This is a genomic window from Catellatospora bangladeshensis, assembly GCF_016862575.1.
In the GTDB taxonomy this organism is placed as follows: domain Bacteria; phylum Actinomycetota; class Actinomycetes; order Mycobacteriales; family Micromonosporaceae; genus Catellatospora; species Catellatospora bangladeshensis.
This window is the reverse complement of the sequence record NZ_BONF01000070.1, coordinates 1-17,163: the sequence shown is the minus strand read 5'-3', so window position 1 is coordinate 17,163 and position 17,163 is coordinate 1. Positions and strand designations below refer to the sequence as shown.

The 17,163-nt window shown below is 73.2% G+C and carries 13 protein-coding genes; 4 read left to right on the top strand and 9 right to left on the bottom strand.

All coding sequences use genetic code 11. The features are described from left to right. Window positions 1-141: 141 nt before the first annotated feature. Window positions 142-666, bottom strand: coding sequence for a hypothetical protein (locus Cba03nite_RS38665; RefSeq protein ID WP_203757399.1), 525 nt, complete (start codon window positions 664-666; stop codon window positions 142-144). 94 nt (window positions 667-760) lie between these two features. On the opposite strand from Cba03nite_RS38665, the gene Cba03nite_RS38660 reads away from it, so the two are divergent. Further along, a complete protein-coding gene (locus Cba03nite_RS38660; protein WP_203757397.1) occupies window positions 761-1,567 on the top strand; it encodes a hypothetical protein in 807 nt (268 codons plus the stop codon). Between the two features lie 48 nt (window positions 1,568-1,615). On the opposite strand, the gene Cba03nite_RS38655 is transcribed toward Cba03nite_RS38660, so the two are convergent. The 8 genes from Cba03nite_RS38655 to Cba03nite_RS38620 all read right to left on the bottom strand — a co-directional run bounded on the left by Cba03nite_RS38655 (window position 1,616) and on the right by Cba03nite_RS38620 (window position 13,212). After that, window positions 1,616-3,508, bottom strand: coding sequence for an ABC transporter ATP-binding protein (locus tag Cba03nite_RS38655; protein ID WP_203757401.1), 1,893 nt, complete (start codon window positions 3,506-3,508; stop codon window positions 1,616-1,618). 53 nt (window positions 3,509-3,561) lie between these two features. Then, on the bottom strand, window positions 3,562-5,295 hold the full coding sequence (locus Cba03nite_RS38650; RefSeq protein WP_203757395.1) for an ABC transporter ATP-binding protein: 1,734 nt from the start codon (window positions 5,293-5,295) through the stop codon (window positions 3,562-3,564). After that, window positions 5,289-5,900, bottom strand: coding sequence for a TetR/AcrR family transcriptional regulator (locus tag Cba03nite_RS38645; protein ID WP_203757393.1), 612 nt, complete (start codon window positions 5,898-5,900; stop codon window positions 5,289-5,291). Before Cba03nite_RS38645 ends, Cba03nite_RS38650 begins: the two co-directional genes overlap by 7 nt. A 208-nt stretch (window positions 5,901-6,108) precedes the next feature. Next, on the bottom strand, window positions 6,109-7,362 hold the full coding sequence (locus tag Cba03nite_RS38640; RefSeq protein ID WP_203757391.1) for a hypothetical protein: 1,254 nt from the start codon (window positions 7,360-7,362) through the stop codon (window positions 6,109-6,111). 104 nt (window positions 7,363-7,466) lie between these two features. Next, window positions 7,467-8,630 (bottom strand): damage-control phosphatase ARMT1 family protein, encoded by a 1,164-nt coding sequence (locus Cba03nite_RS38635; RefSeq protein ID WP_203757389.1) that lies wholly within the window; start codon window positions 8,628-8,630, stop codon window positions 7,467-7,469. Window positions 8,631-8,735: 105 nt separating this feature from the next. Further along, the gene (locus tag Cba03nite_RS38630) at window positions 8,736-9,596 is read right to left on the bottom strand and encodes a hypothetical protein (protein ID WP_203757387.1); all 861 of its coding nucleotides are present in this window, start codon (window positions 9,594-9,596) and stop codon (window positions 8,736-8,738) included. A 65-nt stretch (window positions 9,597-9,661) separates the two neighbouring features. After that, window positions 9,662-11,437, bottom strand: a complete 1,776-nt coding sequence (locus tag Cba03nite_RS38625; protein ID WP_203757385.1) for an ABC transporter ATP-binding protein — start codon at window positions 11,435-11,437, stop codon at window positions 9,662-9,664. Continuing rightward, entirely contained in the window at window positions 11,434-13,212 is a 1,779-nt protein-coding gene (locus Cba03nite_RS38620; protein ID WP_203757384.1) for an ATP-binding cassette domain-containing protein, read from the bottom strand. Before Cba03nite_RS38620 ends, Cba03nite_RS38625 begins: the two co-directional genes overlap by 4 nt. A gap of 53 nt (window positions 13,213-13,265) precedes the next feature. Between Cba03nite_RS38620 and Cba03nite_RS38615 the strand changes: the two genes are divergently transcribed. From Cba03nite_RS38615 to Cba03nite_RS38605, 3 genes are read left to right on the top strand one after another with little or no spacing between them, the layout of a single operon-like run. Further along, window positions 13,266-14,507 carry a hypothetical protein gene (locus Cba03nite_RS38615; protein WP_203757382.1) on the top strand — a complete coding sequence of 414 codons (1,242 nt, stop codon included), beginning with the start codon at window positions 13,266-13,268 and terminating at the stop codon, window positions 14,505-14,507. Between the two features lie 60 nt (window positions 14,508-14,567). After that, the gene (locus Cba03nite_RS38610; protein ID WP_203757381.1) at window positions 14,568-15,911 is read left to right on the top strand and encodes a condensation domain-containing protein; all 1,344 of its coding nucleotides are present in this window, start codon (window positions 14,568-14,570) and stop codon (window positions 15,909-15,911) included. Further along, entirely contained in the window at window positions 15,904-17,112 is a 1,209-nt protein-coding gene (locus Cba03nite_RS38605; RefSeq protein ID WP_203757380.1) for a macrolide family glycosyltransferase, read from the top strand. Before Cba03nite_RS38610 ends, Cba03nite_RS38605 begins: the two co-directional genes overlap by 8 nt. Window positions 17,113-17,163 lie beyond the last annotated feature (51 nt).

Below are 17,163 nucleotides of genomic sequence, written 5' to 3'. Positions count from 1 at the left end.
CTAAGAAGGCGCCCTTCCTTGCTAGGCGGGGGTGCCGGCGAACTGGGCCTCGCCTTCTTAATACCGGCGCGGTGGTATTCCCGCTGGTGAACTGCGCCCGGGGCGGGTCAGGCGGAGGGGGCAGCGCTTCGGCGCGTTGGATCAACCGTGCCGATCGGCACAGGCCGGGCATACGTCGCGTGAGTCGGCGAAGGCCCACAGATCATGTGAGCGCAGCACCAGCTCCGCATCATCCGGCAGGCACTGTGGCGCCTCTCCGTCTCTGACCGCGTGCGCCACCGTCCGATGCCCGTCCGGTACGGCGAACCTGAGGTCGCGGTAGTCATTCGTGGCCGACCCGCCGTCGGCCGTGATGACGCGAACGGGATTGATGACCTCGTACCAGATCACCAGGTCAGACTGGTCGATCGCCCGTGCGGCCGTCCTGGGGTCGACCTTGGCCGTGTTGAGCCAGAACACAGGGTCGTGGGCGCGCTCGACGGCATCCTCTGTCCGGTACAGCTCGACCACCAGCCAGGCGACATCGGTCGCCGCCGCGCGGGCGGCGTCAGCCGCGGCTCCGTCCGGGCAGCGCAGGACCGGCACCTGTCCTGAGTCCGCTGCGACGTCGCCGATCAGGACGTACCGACGATCAAGCTCATGCAACGCCTGCACCACGGCGTCCACCCCGTGTCCGTAGAGGATGACTCCCCGTCGCTCGCCACTCACCCTGCCATTCTGTGGGCTCGACGCGATCCGGGGCGGACTACGCTCAGTGGTCATGACCGGGCGTTCGCTCTTCGGTATGCGGCTGCGACGGCTGCTCTGGGCTCGCCGGGGCACTCACTTGCCGGTCGGGATCACCATCGGGCGTCTGGCACAGCAGGCCGCGGTGCCGAGTGCCGAACTCGGCCTGATCGTCAGAGGCACCGCGCCCAGCCCGGAGATCCTGAAGCGGCTGGGACCGGCGCTGGGCCTGCCCGTCGCCGACCTCTTCGTCATCGCCGGGCTGCCCGTGCCGCCCGAGCTGGCCTCGGCTTGGCCGACGAACCACGGGAACGTGGGCACGATCCTCAGGTACGCCATCGGGTTGAGCCCGGAGCGGCGCGGGTGGCTGGCGGGAGCGATCGGGTCGCTGCCGGTGGAGCCGCGCACCGGACCCGCGCCGCCCGACGAATACCTCGACCAGCCCGGCGCGCTGCTGATCAGACTGCTGAAGAACCGCAACATCCGTCCGAACGCGAGGCTGCTCATGGAGATCGGCGACGGGCCTTATGTCGCGGACTCCACCATCGGGATGCTCGGGCCGGGCAGGGTCGCGGTCACGCCTCGGTACGTGACGGCGTTCGCGTACCTGCTCGGGTACCCGCCCGCCGAGATGGTCGCGCTCACCGGCGTCGGCCCGGTGGACGAGGAGGCGAAGCCGCATCCGGCGAGCGCCGAACTCGCCGCACTGGCCTGGCAGGCCCGGCGGCTGAGCAGCGATCAGCTCTCACACCTGGTGGACCTGCTGGAGGACACCCGGCGGCTGCGACCGTCCGCTGTGTCAGCGGATGGCAGCAGCGAGAGTCGAGACGGGGAAAGTTAAGAAGGGCACCTTCTTCTACGCATAGCGTTAAGAAGGTGCCCTTCCTTTCTAGGCGGGGGTGCCGGCGAACTGGGCTTCGTAGAGGCGGGCGTAGGCGCCGCCGGAGGCGATCAGCTTGTCGTGGGAGCCGTGCTCGACGATGTCGCCGTGCTCCATGACGAGGATGACGTCGGCGTTGCGGATGGTGGACAGGCGGTGGGCGATGACGAAGCTGGTCCGGCCGGCGCGCAGGGAGTTGAGCGCCTGCTGGATCAGGGCTTCGGTGCGGGTGTCGACCGAGCTGGTGGCCTCGTCGAGGATGAGGATGCTCGGCTCGGCGAGGAACGCCCGCGCGATCGTGATGAGCTGCCGCTCGCCCGCGCTGAGGTTGGTGCCGTCCTCGTCGAGCACCGTCTCGTAGCCGTCGGGCAGGGTGCGCACGAAGCGGTCCACGTGGGCGGCCTTGGCGGCCGCGACGATCTGCTCGCGGGTCGCCCCGTCCGCGCCGTAGGCGATGTTGTCGGCGATGGTGCCGCCGAACAGCCAGGTGTCCTGCAGCACCATGCCCGTCTTGGAGCGCAGCTCCTCGCGGTGCATGGTGGCGATGTCGACGCCGTCGAGGGTGATCCTGCCCCCCTTGACCTCGTAGAACCGCATCAGCAGGTTGACCAGGGTGGTCTTGCCCGCGCCGGTGGGGCCGACGATGGCCACGGTGTGGCCGGGTTCCACGGTCAGCGACAGATCCGTGATCAGCGGCTTGTCGTCGGTGTACGAGAACGCGACGTGCTCGAACCGCACCTCGCCGCGCACCGCGGGCAGCCGCGGCGCGTCCACCGGCTCCGGGCTCTGCTCGCCGGCGTCGAGCAGCTCGAACACCCGCTCGGCGGAGGCGACGCCGGACTGCACCAGGTTGGCCATGGCGGCGACCTGGCTCAGCGGCTGGCTGAACTGGCGCGAGTACTGGATGAACGCCTGCACGTCGCCGAGCGACAGCGAGCCGGACGCCACGCGCAGCGCGCCGACGACCGAGACCAGCACGTAGTTCAGGTTGCCGATGAAGAACATGGCGGGCTGGATCATGCCGGAGATGAACTGCGCCTTGAAGCTGCTGGTGTACAGCGCCTCGTTGTGCTCGCGGAAGGTCGCCGCGGCCTCCTCCTGGCGGCCGAACACCTTCACCAGCGAGTGGCCGGTGAACATCTCCTCGATGTGCGCGTTGAGCCGGCCGGTGGCCGCCCACTGGCCGATGAACTGCGGCTGCGCCTTCTTGCCGATGCGCATGGTGACCCACACCGACACCGGCACGGTGACCAGCGCGATCAGGGCGAGCAGCGGCGAGATCCAGAACATCATGGCCAGTACGCCGACGATGGTCAGCACCGAGTTCATCAGCTGGCTGAGCGACTGCTGCATGGTCTGCGCGACGTTGTCGATGTCGTTGGTGGCCCGGCTGAGCACCTCGCCGCGCTGCTGGCCGTCGAAGTAGCTCAGCGGCAGCCGGGACAGCTTCAGCTCGACCTGCTCGCGCAGCGCGTAGACGGCCCGCTGCACGACGGTGGTGATGAGCCGGAACTGGAACAGCGAGAACGCCGACGCGGCCAGGTAGACCACGAGCGCGATCAGCAGCACGTTGCCCAGGGCGGTGAAGTCGACGCCCTGGCCGGGGTGCAGGTCCATGGCGGACAGCATGTCGGCGAGGGTGTCGTTGCCGTCGGCGCGCACGGCGGCGACGGCCTGCTCCTTGGTCACGCCCGCGGGCATGGACCCGCTGACGATGCCGGTGAACAGGATGTCGGTGGCGTGGCCGAGGATGCGCGGGCCGACCACGGACAGGCCGACGCCGGTGATGCCGAGCACGACCGCGATCCAGACCAGCCCGCGATGCGGGTTGAGCAGGCGCAGCAGGCGGCGGCTGGACTCCTTGAAGTTGAGCGACTTGGCCTGCGGCGGCCCGGCCATCATCGCGCCGGGGCCGAACCTGGGGCCGCCGCCTTCGCGGCGCTGAGCGGGGGCGGTCACGCTGCCTCCTCCTCGGTGAGCTGGGACAGCACGATCTCGCGGTAGGTCGTGTTGCCGGACATGAGTTCGCGGTGGGTGCCGGTGCCGACGACCACGCCGTCGTCGAGGACGAGGATGCGGTCGGCGTCGCGGATGGTGTTGACGCGCTGGGCCACGATCACCACGGTCGCGTCGGCGGTCTCCCGGGCCAGGTCCCGGCGCAGCGCGGCGTCGGTGGCGTAGTCCAGGGCGGAGAAGGAGTCGTCGAACAGGTAGATCTCCGGCCGGGCGACCAGGGCGCGGGCGATGGCCAGGCGCTGGCGCTGGCCGCCGGAGACGTTGGTGCCGCCCTGCGCGATCGGGGCGTCCAGGCCCTCCGGCATCGCCTCGACGAACTCCTTCGCCTGGGCGATCTCCAGGGCGCGCCACAGCTCCTCGTCGGTGGCGTCGGCCTTGCCGTAGCGCAGGTTCGAGGCGACGGTGCCGGAGAACAGGTACGGCTTCTGCGGGACGAACCCGACCGTGCGCGACAGGGCCTGCGGGTCGAGTTCGCGTACGTCCACGTCGTCGACCAGCACCCGGCCGCCGGTGGCGTCGAACAGCCGCGGCACGAGGTGCAGCAGCGTGGACTTGCCGCTGCCGGTGCTGCCGATGATGGCCGTGGTCTCGCCGGGCCGGGCGGTGAAGGCGATGTTGCGCAGCACCGGCTCCTCAGCGCCGGGGTAGCTGAACTCGACGTCGCGCAACTCCAGGTGCCCGCGCAGGCCGGACGGGACGACCGGGGCGGCCGGCGGCACGACGCTGGACTCGGTGTCCAGCACCTCCTCGATGCGCTCCGCGCACACCTCGGCCCGCGGGATCATGACGAACATGAAGGTGGCCATCATGACCGCCATCAGGATCTGCATCAGGTAGCTCAGGAACGCGGTCAGCTCGCCGATCTCCATGCCGCCGCTTTCGATGCGGTGCGCGCCGAACCAGACCACGGCCACCGTCGACACGTTGATGATCAGCATGACGAACGGGAACATGCCCGCCATCAGCTTGCCCACGGCCAGCGCGACGTTGGTCAGCTCGGTGTTGGCCCCGGCGAAGCGCTCCTGCTCGCGCCGGTCCCGGACGAACGCCCGGATCACCCGGATGCCGGTGATCTGCTCGCGCATCACCCGGTTGACCTCGTCGATGTTGGTCTGCATGGCCCGGAACAGCGGCCGCATCCGGGCCACGATCAGGGCGATGCCGATGACCAGCGCGGGGAGCACGGCCAGCAGCAGGCCGGACAGCTGCACGTCCAGCCGCAGCGACATGACGATGCCGCCCACCATCATGATCGGCGCGGAGACCATCATGGTGAAGGTCATCAGGGCCAGCATCTGGACCTGCTGCACGTCGTTGGTGGTACGCGTGATCAGCGACGGGGCACCGAAGTGGCCCACCTCGCGGGCGGAGAAGGACTGCACCCGGGCGAACACGTCGGCCCGGATGTCGCGGCCGAGCGCCATCGCGGTCTGCGCGCCGTAGTACACCGCGCCGATCGAGCAGATGATCTGCACGAGCGAGACGCCGAGCATGCCCGCGCCGACGCGCATGATGTAGCCGGTGTCGCCGGTCACCACGCCGTGGTCGATGATGTCGGCGTTGAGGGTGGGCAGGTAGAGGTTCGCGATCGTCTGCACCAGTTGCAGCAGCACGACCAGCGCGATCTGCCGCCAGTACGGCCGCAGCTGGCGGCGTACGAGTCTGATCAGCATGCGGGCTCTTTCTCGGGTTCGGGGGAGAGGACGCCGTCGAGGAGGACGTCGACGAGCTCCTCGGCGGGCAGGATGTGATTGCGGTTGTTCATCAGGACCATCGAGACCAGCAGCCCTGCGACGGTTTCGGCGGGCAGCCGGACCAGGTGGGCGTCGGGCCCGATCAGCTCGGTGATCGCGGCGGTGAGCCGGGCCAGCGCCTCGCCCGGGTCGAAGGCGGCCGGCGCGCTGGTCATCACGGCCAGCCCGCTGCTGCGCAGCGACATCATCAGCGGGGCGTTGTCGCGGAACCGGCGGGTCAGCGTGTGCACCGCCGTACGCAGCCGGAACCTCAGGTCTGGGTCGCCGCCGATCGCCTTGATCGACTCGATGGTGGGTCCCGGGTCGAAGGCGTGCGCGAGCGTGGCGGAGATCAGCGCCCCCTTGTCGGGGAAGACGCGGAAGATCGTGCCCTCGGCCACGCCAGCGCACTCGGCGATCCGGCGGGTGCTCACGTTGAGGCCTTCGGCACGCAGCAGGGGCAGGGTGGCCGCGATGATCGCGGCGCGCCGGTCCTCGGGGGTGAGCGGGGATACCCGGCGCCGGGGGGAGGCGTCGTCAGTCACGGCGGCGACTCTAAATGAGTGAGCACTCACTCCGCAACGCGATTTACGACCGCGCCGGTCAGCCCGGCGCGTCGCCGCCACGAGCAGGGCTCCCGGTATGCGGCTGGTGCGGCACCCGGGAGCCCTGGGCAGGCGCGAAGGTCACAGCGAACATGGGCCGGCGAAGATCCACCGGTGGAGATCCGCGGCGGAGATTCGGCGGCGAGGATCAGGAGACCGCCAGCAGCGACGTGCGGTCGTCCAGCTCGCCGAGGTCGCCGTGCTCCCCGCCGGTGAACAGGCGGCAGGTGCCGACCTCGCCGGGTTCGGTGTCGTCGTGTTCGCACAGCACCGCGCGGGCACCGTCGGCCAGCCGCAGCGAGCTGATCTCGTCGTTGCCGACCGCGCCCAGATCGGCGGCGGCGTAGATGCCGGGGCCGAAGCCGCCGGAGGTGCCCGCCAGATCCTCGCCGTCGTACGCGGTGAGCAGGTCTCCGCTGGCCGGGCCCGCCGAGACGGCGAGCAGCGAGACGGCCTCGTCCAGCCCGGTGCCGGCCAGGTCGTGCGTCCCGGCCTCGAACAGCGTGCACTCGTCCAGCGAGTCCGCGCCCGCGCCGTCGTCGGCGCAGGCCAGCACCCGGTAGCCGGGGGCCACCCGCAGCGAGCTGATCGCGTCGTTGCCGACGATCGCCAGCTCACCGGCCCCGGCCTGGTGGATGCCGGGCGCGAAGGTCTGCGCGGCGCCCGCCATGGCGTAGCCCTGCGTCGCCGTCACCGCGGGCCCGCCCACCGCGACCAGCGACACCACGTCGGCCAGCCCCGCGCCCACGGTGTCGTGCTCGCCAGGCCCGAACGCCTGGCATATGCCCGGGTTGCCGCTGGCCACGGCGGTGGACCGGAAGCTGTCGCAGAGCACCGCCGTGTGGCCCTCGTCCACCGTCAGCGAGTTGACCGCGTCGAGCCGCGCCAGGTCGCCGGAGTCCGCCTCGTGGCGGCCGGGGCCTAGCGCCAGGCGGCCGCCGGTGAACCCGGCTCCGCCGTACACGGTCACGCCGGTGCCGCGCTGCTCCGCCGTGGCGACCACGGCCAGCAGCGAGATGCTCTCGTCCAGGCCGCCGCCGACCCGGTCGTACCAGCCCGCGTCGTAGTAGCGGCACGCGCCTAGGCCGTCGAGGGCACCGGCGGCCTGAGCCGGGGTCAGGTCGCAGGCCAGCACCCGGTAACCCTCGGCCACCCGCAGCGACGAGATCGCGTCCGCGCCGACCGCGCCCAGCCCGCCGCTGTCGGCGTCGAACACGCCCGAACCGAACGCCTGCGACGCCCCGCCGAGGTCGTGCTCGGTGTACGCGACCAGCGGGAACACCGCGTCCGGGACCACCGGCTCGGGCGCCGGCCCCGGGTCGGGAGCGGCCGCGGCGGCGGTCAGCGGCAGCAGCGCGCACGCCGCGCCGGCCGCGCTCAGCAGCGATCTACGAATCCCCATGTCAGCTCCCGGGTCGACGAGCGGTCCACCCGTACCAACTCCGTTCGCGCGGGCTGGTGATGCATGGAACCGCAGCTCGACCGCAGGGGTGACGGAGGCGGGCGCTACCGGCGGACCTGGATCAGGCCGTGCGTGCCGTTGAGCCGCCACTGCTCGCCCGCCGCGTCCCGCGCGGCGGCGTCGGGCACGCCCACCAGGACCTCCGATTTGAGGGTACGCAGCGCGGCGACCGCCCCGGGGAAGCCCTCGGTGACCGCCTCGAACGGGGTCGCGGCGGGCCAGTGCCGGTCGCCGACCAGCCGCCGGTAGTGCAGGTCGCCCTTGACCACGGTCAGCTTCGCCGCCCGGAACCGCGCCGCGAGCCCGCCGGGCAGCTCGGCGTAGGTCAGCGGCGTGCAGTAGAAACCCGGCACGGCGAGCTCCAGCCGTCCGTCTCCGAGCGCCGCCCGCAGCCGCCCGGCCAGGGGCGCGCTCGCCTCGTGCGCGGCGAGCCGGTGCAGGCAGGCCAGCAGGTCGCGGCCGGTGGCGTCGGAGACGAAGTACGGCAGCGGCTTGAGGTGCAGCTCGACCCGGTCGGCGCGGCCGCCGTGCAGCAGCACGTCGACGAGCGCCAGGTCGGGCAGCAGCTCGCGGCCCGCGTTGTCGGCGACCAGGCACACCGTGCCGCCGGTGCCGGGGGCGAGGATCTCGTGCAGCGCGGCGCTGTCGTCGGCGACCAGGTCGCTGGCGTGCTTGCGGTGCTCGGCCTCCGGGTCGGACAAGCGGGTGGCCAGGTCGGCGCGGTTGCCCCAGAGCGCGGCGTCCACGGCCGCGGTGAGCTGCTCGTCCGGCGGCAGGTCCGCGATGCGGGCGAGGCCCGCCAGGTCCGCGTCGAGCGCCGGGTCGGCGAGTTCGGCGTTCTTCTGCGGCTCGAACGGGTCCAGCCCGCGCCAGGGGCCCGGCCGGAAGTAGCCGATCGCGTCGAGCAGGCGGCGGTAGAAGTAGTTCTCGGCCCACAGGAACGGCACGTCGTACCAGCTCATGCCGAGGTAGGGCGCGCTCCAGCGGGTCCAGTCGGCGGCGTCGTGCGCGTCGGCGGGCAGTGGCTCCACCACGCCCGAGACCGCGTCTCGGCGGAGCCGGTCCAACGCGGCGCGGATGTGCGGCGGGTAGGGGAACGCCGCGGCTACCTGGTCGATGATCGCCGGGTGCCGCTCGTGCAGCACCTTCCAGGTGAACGAGCCGGGCACGTTACTCAGGATCGGCGGCGCGCCGGGGTCGACCTGCACGACCCCGAGTTTAGTGGGCGCACGTTGCGCCCGTGCTTCGTCTAGTCATCGAAGGTCCCGCCCGCCGTGAGGGATGGCGGGACCTTCGATGGAGAACCCGGGCGGTCAGTCGGCCTTGCCGGCGGTGATGGCGTTGCCGCCGCCGAGCTTGCTCGCGCTGACCGTGAACGTCCAGTTGCCCGAACCCAGGGGCAGGCCGGTGACCTGCACGATCCAGTTGCTGCCCGACTTGGTGGGGCTCTGGACCTGGCTGCCGGTCGGCGCGGTCTTGCCGAGGAACGCGCTCGCGATGGACGAGGTCGAGTAGCGGGTCATCCGCTGCTTGTTCCGGTCCTGCCAGGCCGCGATGAAGTCGCTGACGTACTGGTCTGCGGTGAGCCCGTACTGCGTCCGGTTGATGAACACGTCGGTGGTCGCCGTCGGGTGGCCCAGCTCGGTGTTCTCCATGGCCAGCCGGGCGTCGTCGCCGTGGGCGTTGCGGTAGTTGCACGCGGTGTGGGTGCCGCCCTGCGCCTCGCAGTTCAGGTTCGTCCACTGGCTGTTCGGCTTGCCGTGGCCCATGAACTGGGCGACCGCCGCCTGGTTGGCGTAGAGGTCCAGTCTCGACTTGCTGCCGCTGGCCCACGCGGCCAGGGTGGCCAGGCCGTAATCCTTGGCCGACGTCGGGAAGGAGACGGGCTTGTCGCCGCCGCCGGTCGCGGACGGCTTCGGCGCGGCGGTCGCCGAGCCGGAGGGCAGGGCGCTCGGGTCGGTGCTCGCGCTCGGGCCGGTGGTGAGCACGGTGTTCGCCGACGAGCTGGTCTGCGGGTCGCCGCCCTTCTTGCCGCAGGCGGCGGTGCCGAGCAGGGCCAGGGTGAGCACACCGGCGAGCGCCAGCGCCGCGCGGACCGGGGTGGGGCGGGGGGCGTTATGGGTACGCGTCCGGCCGGAGCCGGGCACCGCGTGGCGAAGCGGAGAGGCGGTCATGGCCGACACGGTAAGTTGATCGTGCGGCTCTGCCTAGGACTCGTCGTGAATCCGACCTGGACGGCTCAGGTGTAAGCCTTGGCCTGGAGGTGGAAGAGGTCGTGGTAGAGCCCGGGACGGGCCATCAGCTCGTCATGGGTGCCGACCTCGGCCACGGTGCCGTCGCGCAGCACGACGATCAGGTCGGCGGCGCGCACGGTGGAGAACCGGTGCGACACGAACAGGGTGATCGCGCCGTTGCCCCGCCCGGCCCGCCGGGCCGCCGCGGCGAACCTGGTGAACAGAGCGTTCTCGGCGTGCGCGTCGAGCGCGGCGGCGGGCTCGTCGAGCGCCAGCAGCAGCGGGCGGGGACGCATCAGCGAGCGGGCCAGGCCCAGCGACTGCCACTGGCCGCCGGACAGCTCCGTGCCGTCGGCGTAACCGCGGCCCAGCAGGCCGTCGAGGCCGCCCGCCTGCTCGACGGCGCGGGTGGCACGGGCCTGGTGCACGGCGGCGTGCAGGACCGCGTCGTCGTCGCGCAGGGCCAGCTCGCCCACCCCGACGTTGTCGCGGACCGTGAAGTGCAGCCGGGCGAAGTCCTGGAACAGCATCGCGATCCGGCGGTGCCAGGCGTCGGCGGGCATCCGGGCCAGGTCCACCCCGTCCACCGTGATCCGCCCGGCGGTCGGCGCGTACAGCCCGCACAGCAGCTTGACCAGGGTGCTCTTGCCCGCGCCGTTCTCGCCGACGAGCGCCACCGTGGCCCCGGCCGGGATGGTCAGGTCGACGTCACGCAGCGTCGGCCTGTCCGAGCCGGGGTAGCCGAAGGTCACCCCGTGCAGCCGGATGCCCCGGACCAGCCGCCTGGGCGCGGTCACGGTCGCCGCCGCGGGGGCGGGCACGGCGGCGGCCAGCTCGGCGAAGCGCTCGGCGGTGCGCGCCGCCGAGGCGACCGTCGCGTGCAGCCCGATGGCGCTCGCCACCTGCACGCTGATCTGCACGGCCAGCGTCACCACCAGCACCACCTCGCCGACGGTGGCGGTCCCGGCGGCGGCCCGGCGCAGGACCAGCAGGATCGCGCCGCCGTACGCGAACGCGAACAGCAGCTGCCCGCAGCCGCGCAGCAGGGCGGCCCGCCACTGCGCGGACCAGAGCGTGCCGGTGGCCTGTGACCACTGCTCGGCCTGCCGCGCCATCAGGAAACCGTGCGCGCCGAACAGGCGGATCTCCTTGACCGCGCCCGCGTCGGCGGCCAGCGACAGCAGGTGCCCGGTGAACCGGCCCGAGGCCGCCGTGCGCTCGCGGGCCCGCTCGACCAGGCGCGCCGCGTGCCGGGTGACCAGCACCGGCGGCACGGCCGCCAGCGGCAGCAGCGCCAGCCACGGGTCGACCGTGGCCAGCAGCACGACGGTCACCGCTGCCCGCAGCACCAGCCCGCCCAGGTGCAGCAGGCCCTCCAGGGCGGGCCGGGTCTGCGCGACGTCCTGCGCGGCCAGCGCGAGCGTGTCGGCGAAGCGCGGGTCGTCCAGGTGGGCGAGGGTGGGCCGGCCGTTGGCCAGGTCAAGCAGCCGGCGGTCGAGCACCGTGCCCGCCTGCTCGCCCACCTCGAAGTAGTGCAGGTGCGCGAAGTGGCCCAGCATCAGCTCGCAGACCAGCAGCCCGGCCACGCCGAACGCGAACGCCGTGGCGGTGGCCGCCGCGCCGGCCAGCGCGGCGTCGGTGAAGTCGCGCAGCAGGTAGCCGGCGAAGGGGGTGGCCAGGTAGCCCGCCAGCAGCAGGCCGACCCCGGCCAGCAGCTTGCCCGGTGCGGCCCGCCAGGCGAGGCCGAACACGAAGCCGGCGGCGGTGCGCAGCGTCCTCAACCCACGGCCTCCCGGAAGCGGCTGGCCTGCAGCGCGAACATCTCGGCGTAGTGACCCTGCGCCGCCATCAGCTCGTCGTGGCTGCCGCGCTCGACGACCAGGCCGTCCGACAGCACCACGATCTGGTCGGCCCGGCGCACGGTGGAGAACCGGTGCGAGACGATGACGCTGGTCAGCCCTTCGGTCTCGGTGAGGAAGCGGTCGAAGAACTCGACCTCGGCGCGTACGTCCAGGGCGGCGGTGGGCTCGTCGAGGACCAGCACCCGGGCGCCGCGCGCGACCGCGTGCAGGGCGCGGGCCAGGGCGATGCGCTGCCACTGGCCGCCGGACAGGTCGGTGCCGCCGGGGTAGCGGGCGTTGAGGGTGGTGTCCAGGCCGCCGGGCAGCCCGGCGAGCACCTCGCCCGCTCCGGCGCGGGCGGCGACGGCACGCCAGGCGGTCTCGTCGCCGGTGCCGAGGCCGATGTTGTCGGCGGCGCTCAGCTCGTACCGGTTGAAGTCCTGGAAGATGACGGCGAGCCGCTGCTGCCAGGAGGCCGGGTCGAAGTCGCGCAGGTCCACGCCGTCGGCGGTGATCGCGCCCCGGTCCGGGTCGTAGCAGCGGGTGAGCAGCTTGACCAGGGTGGTCTTGCCCGCGCCGTTGAGCCCGACGATCGCCGTGCAGCGTCCGGCGGGGATGGTCAGGTCGAGGTCGGTGAAGACGCGGCGGCCCTCGGGGTAGGCGAAGCCGACGCCGGTGAACCGGATCTCGCGGCGCGGGGCGGGCGCTTGCGTAGTGCCCGGCAGCCGCTCACCGCGGACGGCCGCCTCGAAGCCCGTCAGCGCCGCGTATGCCCGGCCGCCGAACTGCGTCTGCACGTCCGCCTCGGGGAAGTAGACGCCGAACCGGATCGGCACCAGCACCGCCTGCACCGCCACGGCGTACCCGAGCAGGTCGAGGCCGCCCGCGGCGGTGGCCTGCGCGACGGCGGCCAGGGCGACGGCCGCCCCGGCGAGCCCGGCCAGCGCGAACCCGACGAACGGCAGCCGCAGCAGCCTGCGCCGCATCGCCCAGAGCGGGTCGAGGTAGCCGTGGTGCTCGGTGTGCAGCCGCCCGCCGAGGTAGTCCAGCAGGCCGAGCACCCTGATCTCCTTGGCGGCGGCCGTGCCGGTGGACAGCTCGCGCACGTACGCCAGCCGCCGCCGCTGCGGCGACAGCGCGTCCCACTTGGCGGCGAAGCGGCCCAGCGAACCGCGCTGCCCGAACCGGACCACCAGCGCGGTCGCCGCGACCACGGCGGCGACGGCGGGGGAGAGCACCACGCCCACCAGCGCGACCGCCCCGGCGAGCCCGGCGTAGCGGGCGACCAGCGCGGGCAGCGCCGCGGCGGCGGCGCCCGGCGACGGGCTGGCCCGGTCGATGGCGGTGCGCACGTCGGCCAGCAGGTCCAGCGTGCCGGGCCGCTCCAGGGCGGCCACCGGCGCGTCCCGGTATGCCGCGGCCAGCGCGCGCTGCACGCAGTGGCCGTCGACCCGGCGGGCGATCAGCTCGCCGAGCGCGGCCTGCATGGGGCCGAGCAGCTGCTGGGCGGCCAGCGTGGCCAGGGTGAGCGCGGCGGCCGCGCCGAACGCGGCCTCGCCCCGGGCGACCGCGGGCACCCGGGACAGCAGTACGGCCATGCCGACCATGAAGGCGACCGGGGCGAGCCCGAAGGCCGTACTGACCAGCAGCGCCGCCGTCACCGGCAGTGACCCTGCCCGACCCAGCAGGCGCGCCGTGTCGATCCAGCGACGCACCGGTCCTCCACTCCGTCGATTACATCCAGGAACTTAACAGTTAAGATTCTTAAATGCACGCAGCGTCATCGTCCGATCTCGACAACCGTTCGGGCCATGTCCCTCCCGCCGATACCGGCGTAAGGCTTTCGGCGGCGGTCACCACGCACCCCCGCCGCCGTCACGAGGCGGCGGCCCTGGCGGCGAGCCAGCCCGGACTGGGCTTCGAGGTGATCGAGGACCCCGACCCCGACGGGCCGCGCAGCGCGCTGCGCACCGCGCGGCTGGCCTGGCGGCGCACCGATCCGGCGGCCACCCACCGGGTGCTGGTGCAGGACGACATGCGGCTCGCGCCGGGGTTCGGGCGGCTGGTGCACGACGCCGTGGCGGCCCAGCCGGACCGGATCCTGTGCCTGTTCACCGAGTGGGGTTCGCGCACCTCACCGGCGGTGCGGCTGGCGGCGCTGGCGGGCGCGGGCTGGGTGCCGCTGCTCGACCCGTACGTGCCGACCACGGCCGTGGTGCTGCCCGCGGCGGTCGCGCACGCGCTGGCGGAGTTCCCGGCCGAGCCCGGCGAACCCGACGACGTGCTGCTGTGGCGTTTCGCCCGCGAGCACCGGCTGACGCCGCTGGTCAGCTGCCCCAACCTGGCCGAGCACGAGCCCGGCGAGTCGCTGGTCGGCAACGACGTGCTGCTCGGGCCCCGGCACTCGGTGCTGTTCGGCGGCGGCGCCGCGCCGTGGGCCCGGGTGCTCGCCCCGCGCATGGTGCCGCACCTGCTGCTGTTCGAGGGCATCGCCGTCTGCCAGGTGCCCGGCGCCGACGGCGGCTGGACGGCCGTGCGCGCCGACGAGTTCCTCGCCCCCGCCGGCCTGACCATCCCCGACCTGCTCGACCGGTACGCCGCCACGGCGTCCCGCCGCGACCCCGCCGGCCGCATCCGTCGCGTGATCGCCGACTCCCTCCTCCTCCAGCTCTGGCTCACCGCCTTCTGCTTCGGCCTCGCCGCCTGCGACCTCCTCCGCGACCTGCCACCGGCGCCGGTTTCCGGGAAACTGCACGAATCCAGCCCGTCCGAGCCGCGGGTTCCCCGAAACTGCAGCACCGGCGACGCGGTGGCGGCGGCGTTGCGGAGTGCGCGGGGGCGGGCGGCGATGGAGACGTTCGCGCCGGGGTTGCTGCGGCGGTTCGTGCCGCGGCAGCGGCTGGCGGGGCTGGCCCGGCTGGCCGATCCCATGGTGCGGGAGGCCATATCGGACGGATGCGCACACGCTGGTCAGGCGTTCGATCTTTTCTGGAAAGATTCTTTGCAGTAAGCGTCGGCCGTGCTATCAACGGTATGTCGATTCATGGATGACACGCCGGGATGGGGCTCGATGGGTGTGCAGACGCCGCTGGACGAGATGGGCTCGGCCGTCCCGCGCCGCCCGGCGCCCGCCGCCACCGCCCCGCTGTCCCTGCTGCAGCGGCGGATGTGGCACCTGTGCACGGCATACCCGGGCACCGCGTCGCCGATCGTGGTGATCGCCAACCGGATCACCGAGCCGCTGGACGTGCCCGCCTTCACCGCCGCCGTGCGGGCGCTGGCCGACCGGCACGACGCGCTGCGCACCACGTTCACGATCGGCGCGGACGGGCCGCGGCAGGTCATCGCGGCGCCCGGTGGTCTGGACACCGAGCAGGTCGACGTCAGCGGGCAGGACGATCCGGAGGCGAGCGCCCGCGAGCTGGTCGCGGAGCTGGCCGGGGCGCTGCTCGACCTGGACGGCGGCACGCTGGTGCGCTCGCGGCTGATCCGGCTCGGCGCCGACGACCACGTCTGGTGCCTGGCCGTGCACCACCTGCTGGCCGACGGCGAGTCGGCGATGGTGCTGCAGCGCGACGTGACCGCGCTCTACCGCGGGGAGCCGCTGCCGGAGCCGCCCATCGGCTACGCCGACTTCGCCGCCTGGCAGTGCGCGAACGCCGACTCCGACGCCGACCTGCGCTGGTGGGCCGGGCACCTGGCCGGGGTGCCGCCGCTGGACCTGCCGCTCGACCTGCCCCGGCCGCCGGTGAAGACCACCCGGGCCGACCAGGTCGACCTGCGCCTGGACGCGGCCGCGGCGGCCGCGCTGGACGCCTTCGCCCGCTCCCGCCGGGCGACTCCATTCATGGTGCTGCTCACCGCGCTGGTGACGGTCCTCGCGCGCCGGTCCAGACAGGCCGACTTCTGTGTGGGTACGCCGGTGGCGGGCCGCCTGCTGGAGGAGACCGAGGAAGCCGTCGGCCTGTTCAGCAACATGATCGCGCTGCGCGCCGACCTGTCCGGCGAACCCGGCCTCGGCGAGCTGCTGGCGCGGCTGCGCACCGAGGTGATCTCCGGGCTGGCCCGGCAGGGCGTGCCGTTCGGGCAGGTGGTCGCCGCGGTCGACCCGCCGGAGGACCGCTCGCGCACCCAGCTCTTCCAGGTGATCTTCTCGCTGCACACGCAGACCGCGGGCGGCGCGCCGGGGCTGCGCTGGCAGCCGTTCGGCCAGGCCGCGCCGCAGATCCTGCACGACCTGGTGCTCGACGCCTGGCGCGGGCCCGACGGGCTGGACCTGACCCTGCGCTACGACACCGGCCTGTTCACCGCGGACACGGCGCGGGGCCTGGCCGCCGAGATTGCCGAGCTGGTCCGCACGATGCCGGCCGACGACGGGCAGCCGGTGTTCGGGGCGGGGGCACGGCATGGGTAGGCACATCGCGTTCTTCAACATCCCGGCGCTCGGGCACCTGTTCCCGACGCTCGGGCTGGTCGCCGAGCTGGTGCGGCGCGGGCACCGGGTGAGCTGCACGGCCGGCGCCGACCGCGCGGCGTACGTGGCCGCGGCGGGGGCGCGGGTGCTCCCGTACACCTCGACCCGGCCCGGTGACACCGACCCGCACGCGGGCACCCCCGACCGCACCGAGCACATCGGGCGCAGCCTGCTCAACTTCCTGGCCGAGGCCGAGCACACGCTGCCCCAGCTGGAGCAGCCGCTGCTGGCCGACCCGCCGGACCTCGTGCTGTTCGACCGGATGGCGTTCGCCGGGCACGTGTTCGCGCACACCCACGGCATCCCGGCGATCCAGCTGTGGCCGATGCTCGTCTCGGCGGGCCCGTGGTCGATCACCGACGCGGCCCCGGTGGACCCGCACCATCCCACCCTGACCGAGTACGCCGTGCGGCTGGAGAAGTTCCTCGCCGACCGCGGGCTGACCACGCTGCCGGCCGAGCGCTTCCTCACCCCGGACGTGGTGCGCCACCTGGCGTTCCTGCCGCGGGCGTTCCAGTACGCGGGCGAGCGCTTCGGCCCCGAGTTCGGCTTCGTCGGGCCGTGCACCATGCCGCGCGCCGGGGACGCGCCCTGGTCGCCCCCGGCGGACGGGTCGCCGGTGGCGCTGGTGTCGCTGGGCACCCTGAACAACCACTGGCCCGACTTCTACCGCCTGGTGTTCGAGGCGTTCGCCGGCACGCCGTGGCACGTGGTGCTCGCGGTCGGACAGCGGCTGGACCCGGCGTCGCTCGGGCCGCCCCCGCCCAACGTCACCGTCATGCCGGTGGCGCCGCAGCTCGCGGTGCTGGCGCACGCCCGGGTGTTCGTCTCGCACGGCGGGCTGGGCGGCGTGATGGAGGGCGTGCAGGCGGGAGTGCCGCAGGTGGCCGTCGCCCGGACGCTGGAACAGGACATCAACGCCGCCCGGGTGGCCGAGACGGGCATCGGCGCGGCGCTGCGGCTGGACGGGCTCACCCCGGACCTGCTGCGCGCGACGGTCAACCGGGTGAGCGCCGATCCGGCGATCGCGGCCGGGGTGGCGGCGATGCGGGCGGAGGTGCTGGCCGCCGGAGGTGCGGCACGTGCCGCGGACCTCGTCGAGTCGTGCCTGCCCGGCAGGGCCGGGGGCAGCGGGGGATAGGCCGTGGCGGGCCGTCCGGCGCCCCCCGGACGGCCCGCCACACTCCACATT

Coding starts and splice junctions, on each gene's coding strand:
- Cba03nite_RS38660 (WP_203757397.1), top strand. CDS start 761: ATGACCGGGCGTTCGCTCTTCGGTATGCGGCTGCGACGGCTGCTCTGG.
- Cba03nite_RS38605 (WP_203757380.1), top strand. CDS start 15,904: ATGGGTAGGCACATCGCGTTCTTCAACATCCCGGCGCTCGGGCACCTG.
- Cba03nite_RS38650 (WP_203757395.1), bottom strand. CDS start 5,295: ATGCTGATCAGACTCGTACGCCGCCAGCTGCGGCCGTACTGGCGGCAG.
- Cba03nite_RS38630 (WP_203757387.1), bottom strand. CDS start 9,596: ATGACCGCCTCTCCGCTTCGCCACGCGGTGCCCGGCTCCGGCCGGACG.
- Cba03nite_RS38610 (WP_203757381.1), top strand. CDS start 14,568: ATGGGTGTGCAGACGCCGCTGGACGAGATGGGCTCGGCCGTCCCGCGC.
- Cba03nite_RS38640 (WP_203757391.1), bottom strand. CDS start 7,362: ATGGGGATTCGTAGATCGCTGCTGAGCGCGGCCGGCGCGGCGTGCGCG.
- Cba03nite_RS38655 (WP_203757401.1), bottom strand. CDS start 3,508: ATGATGGCCGGGCCGCCGCAGGCCAAGTCGCTCAACTTCAAGGAGTCC.
- Cba03nite_RS38615 (WP_203757382.1), top strand. CDS start 13,266: ATGCACGCAGCGTCATCGTCCGATCTCGACAACCGTTCGGGCCATGTC.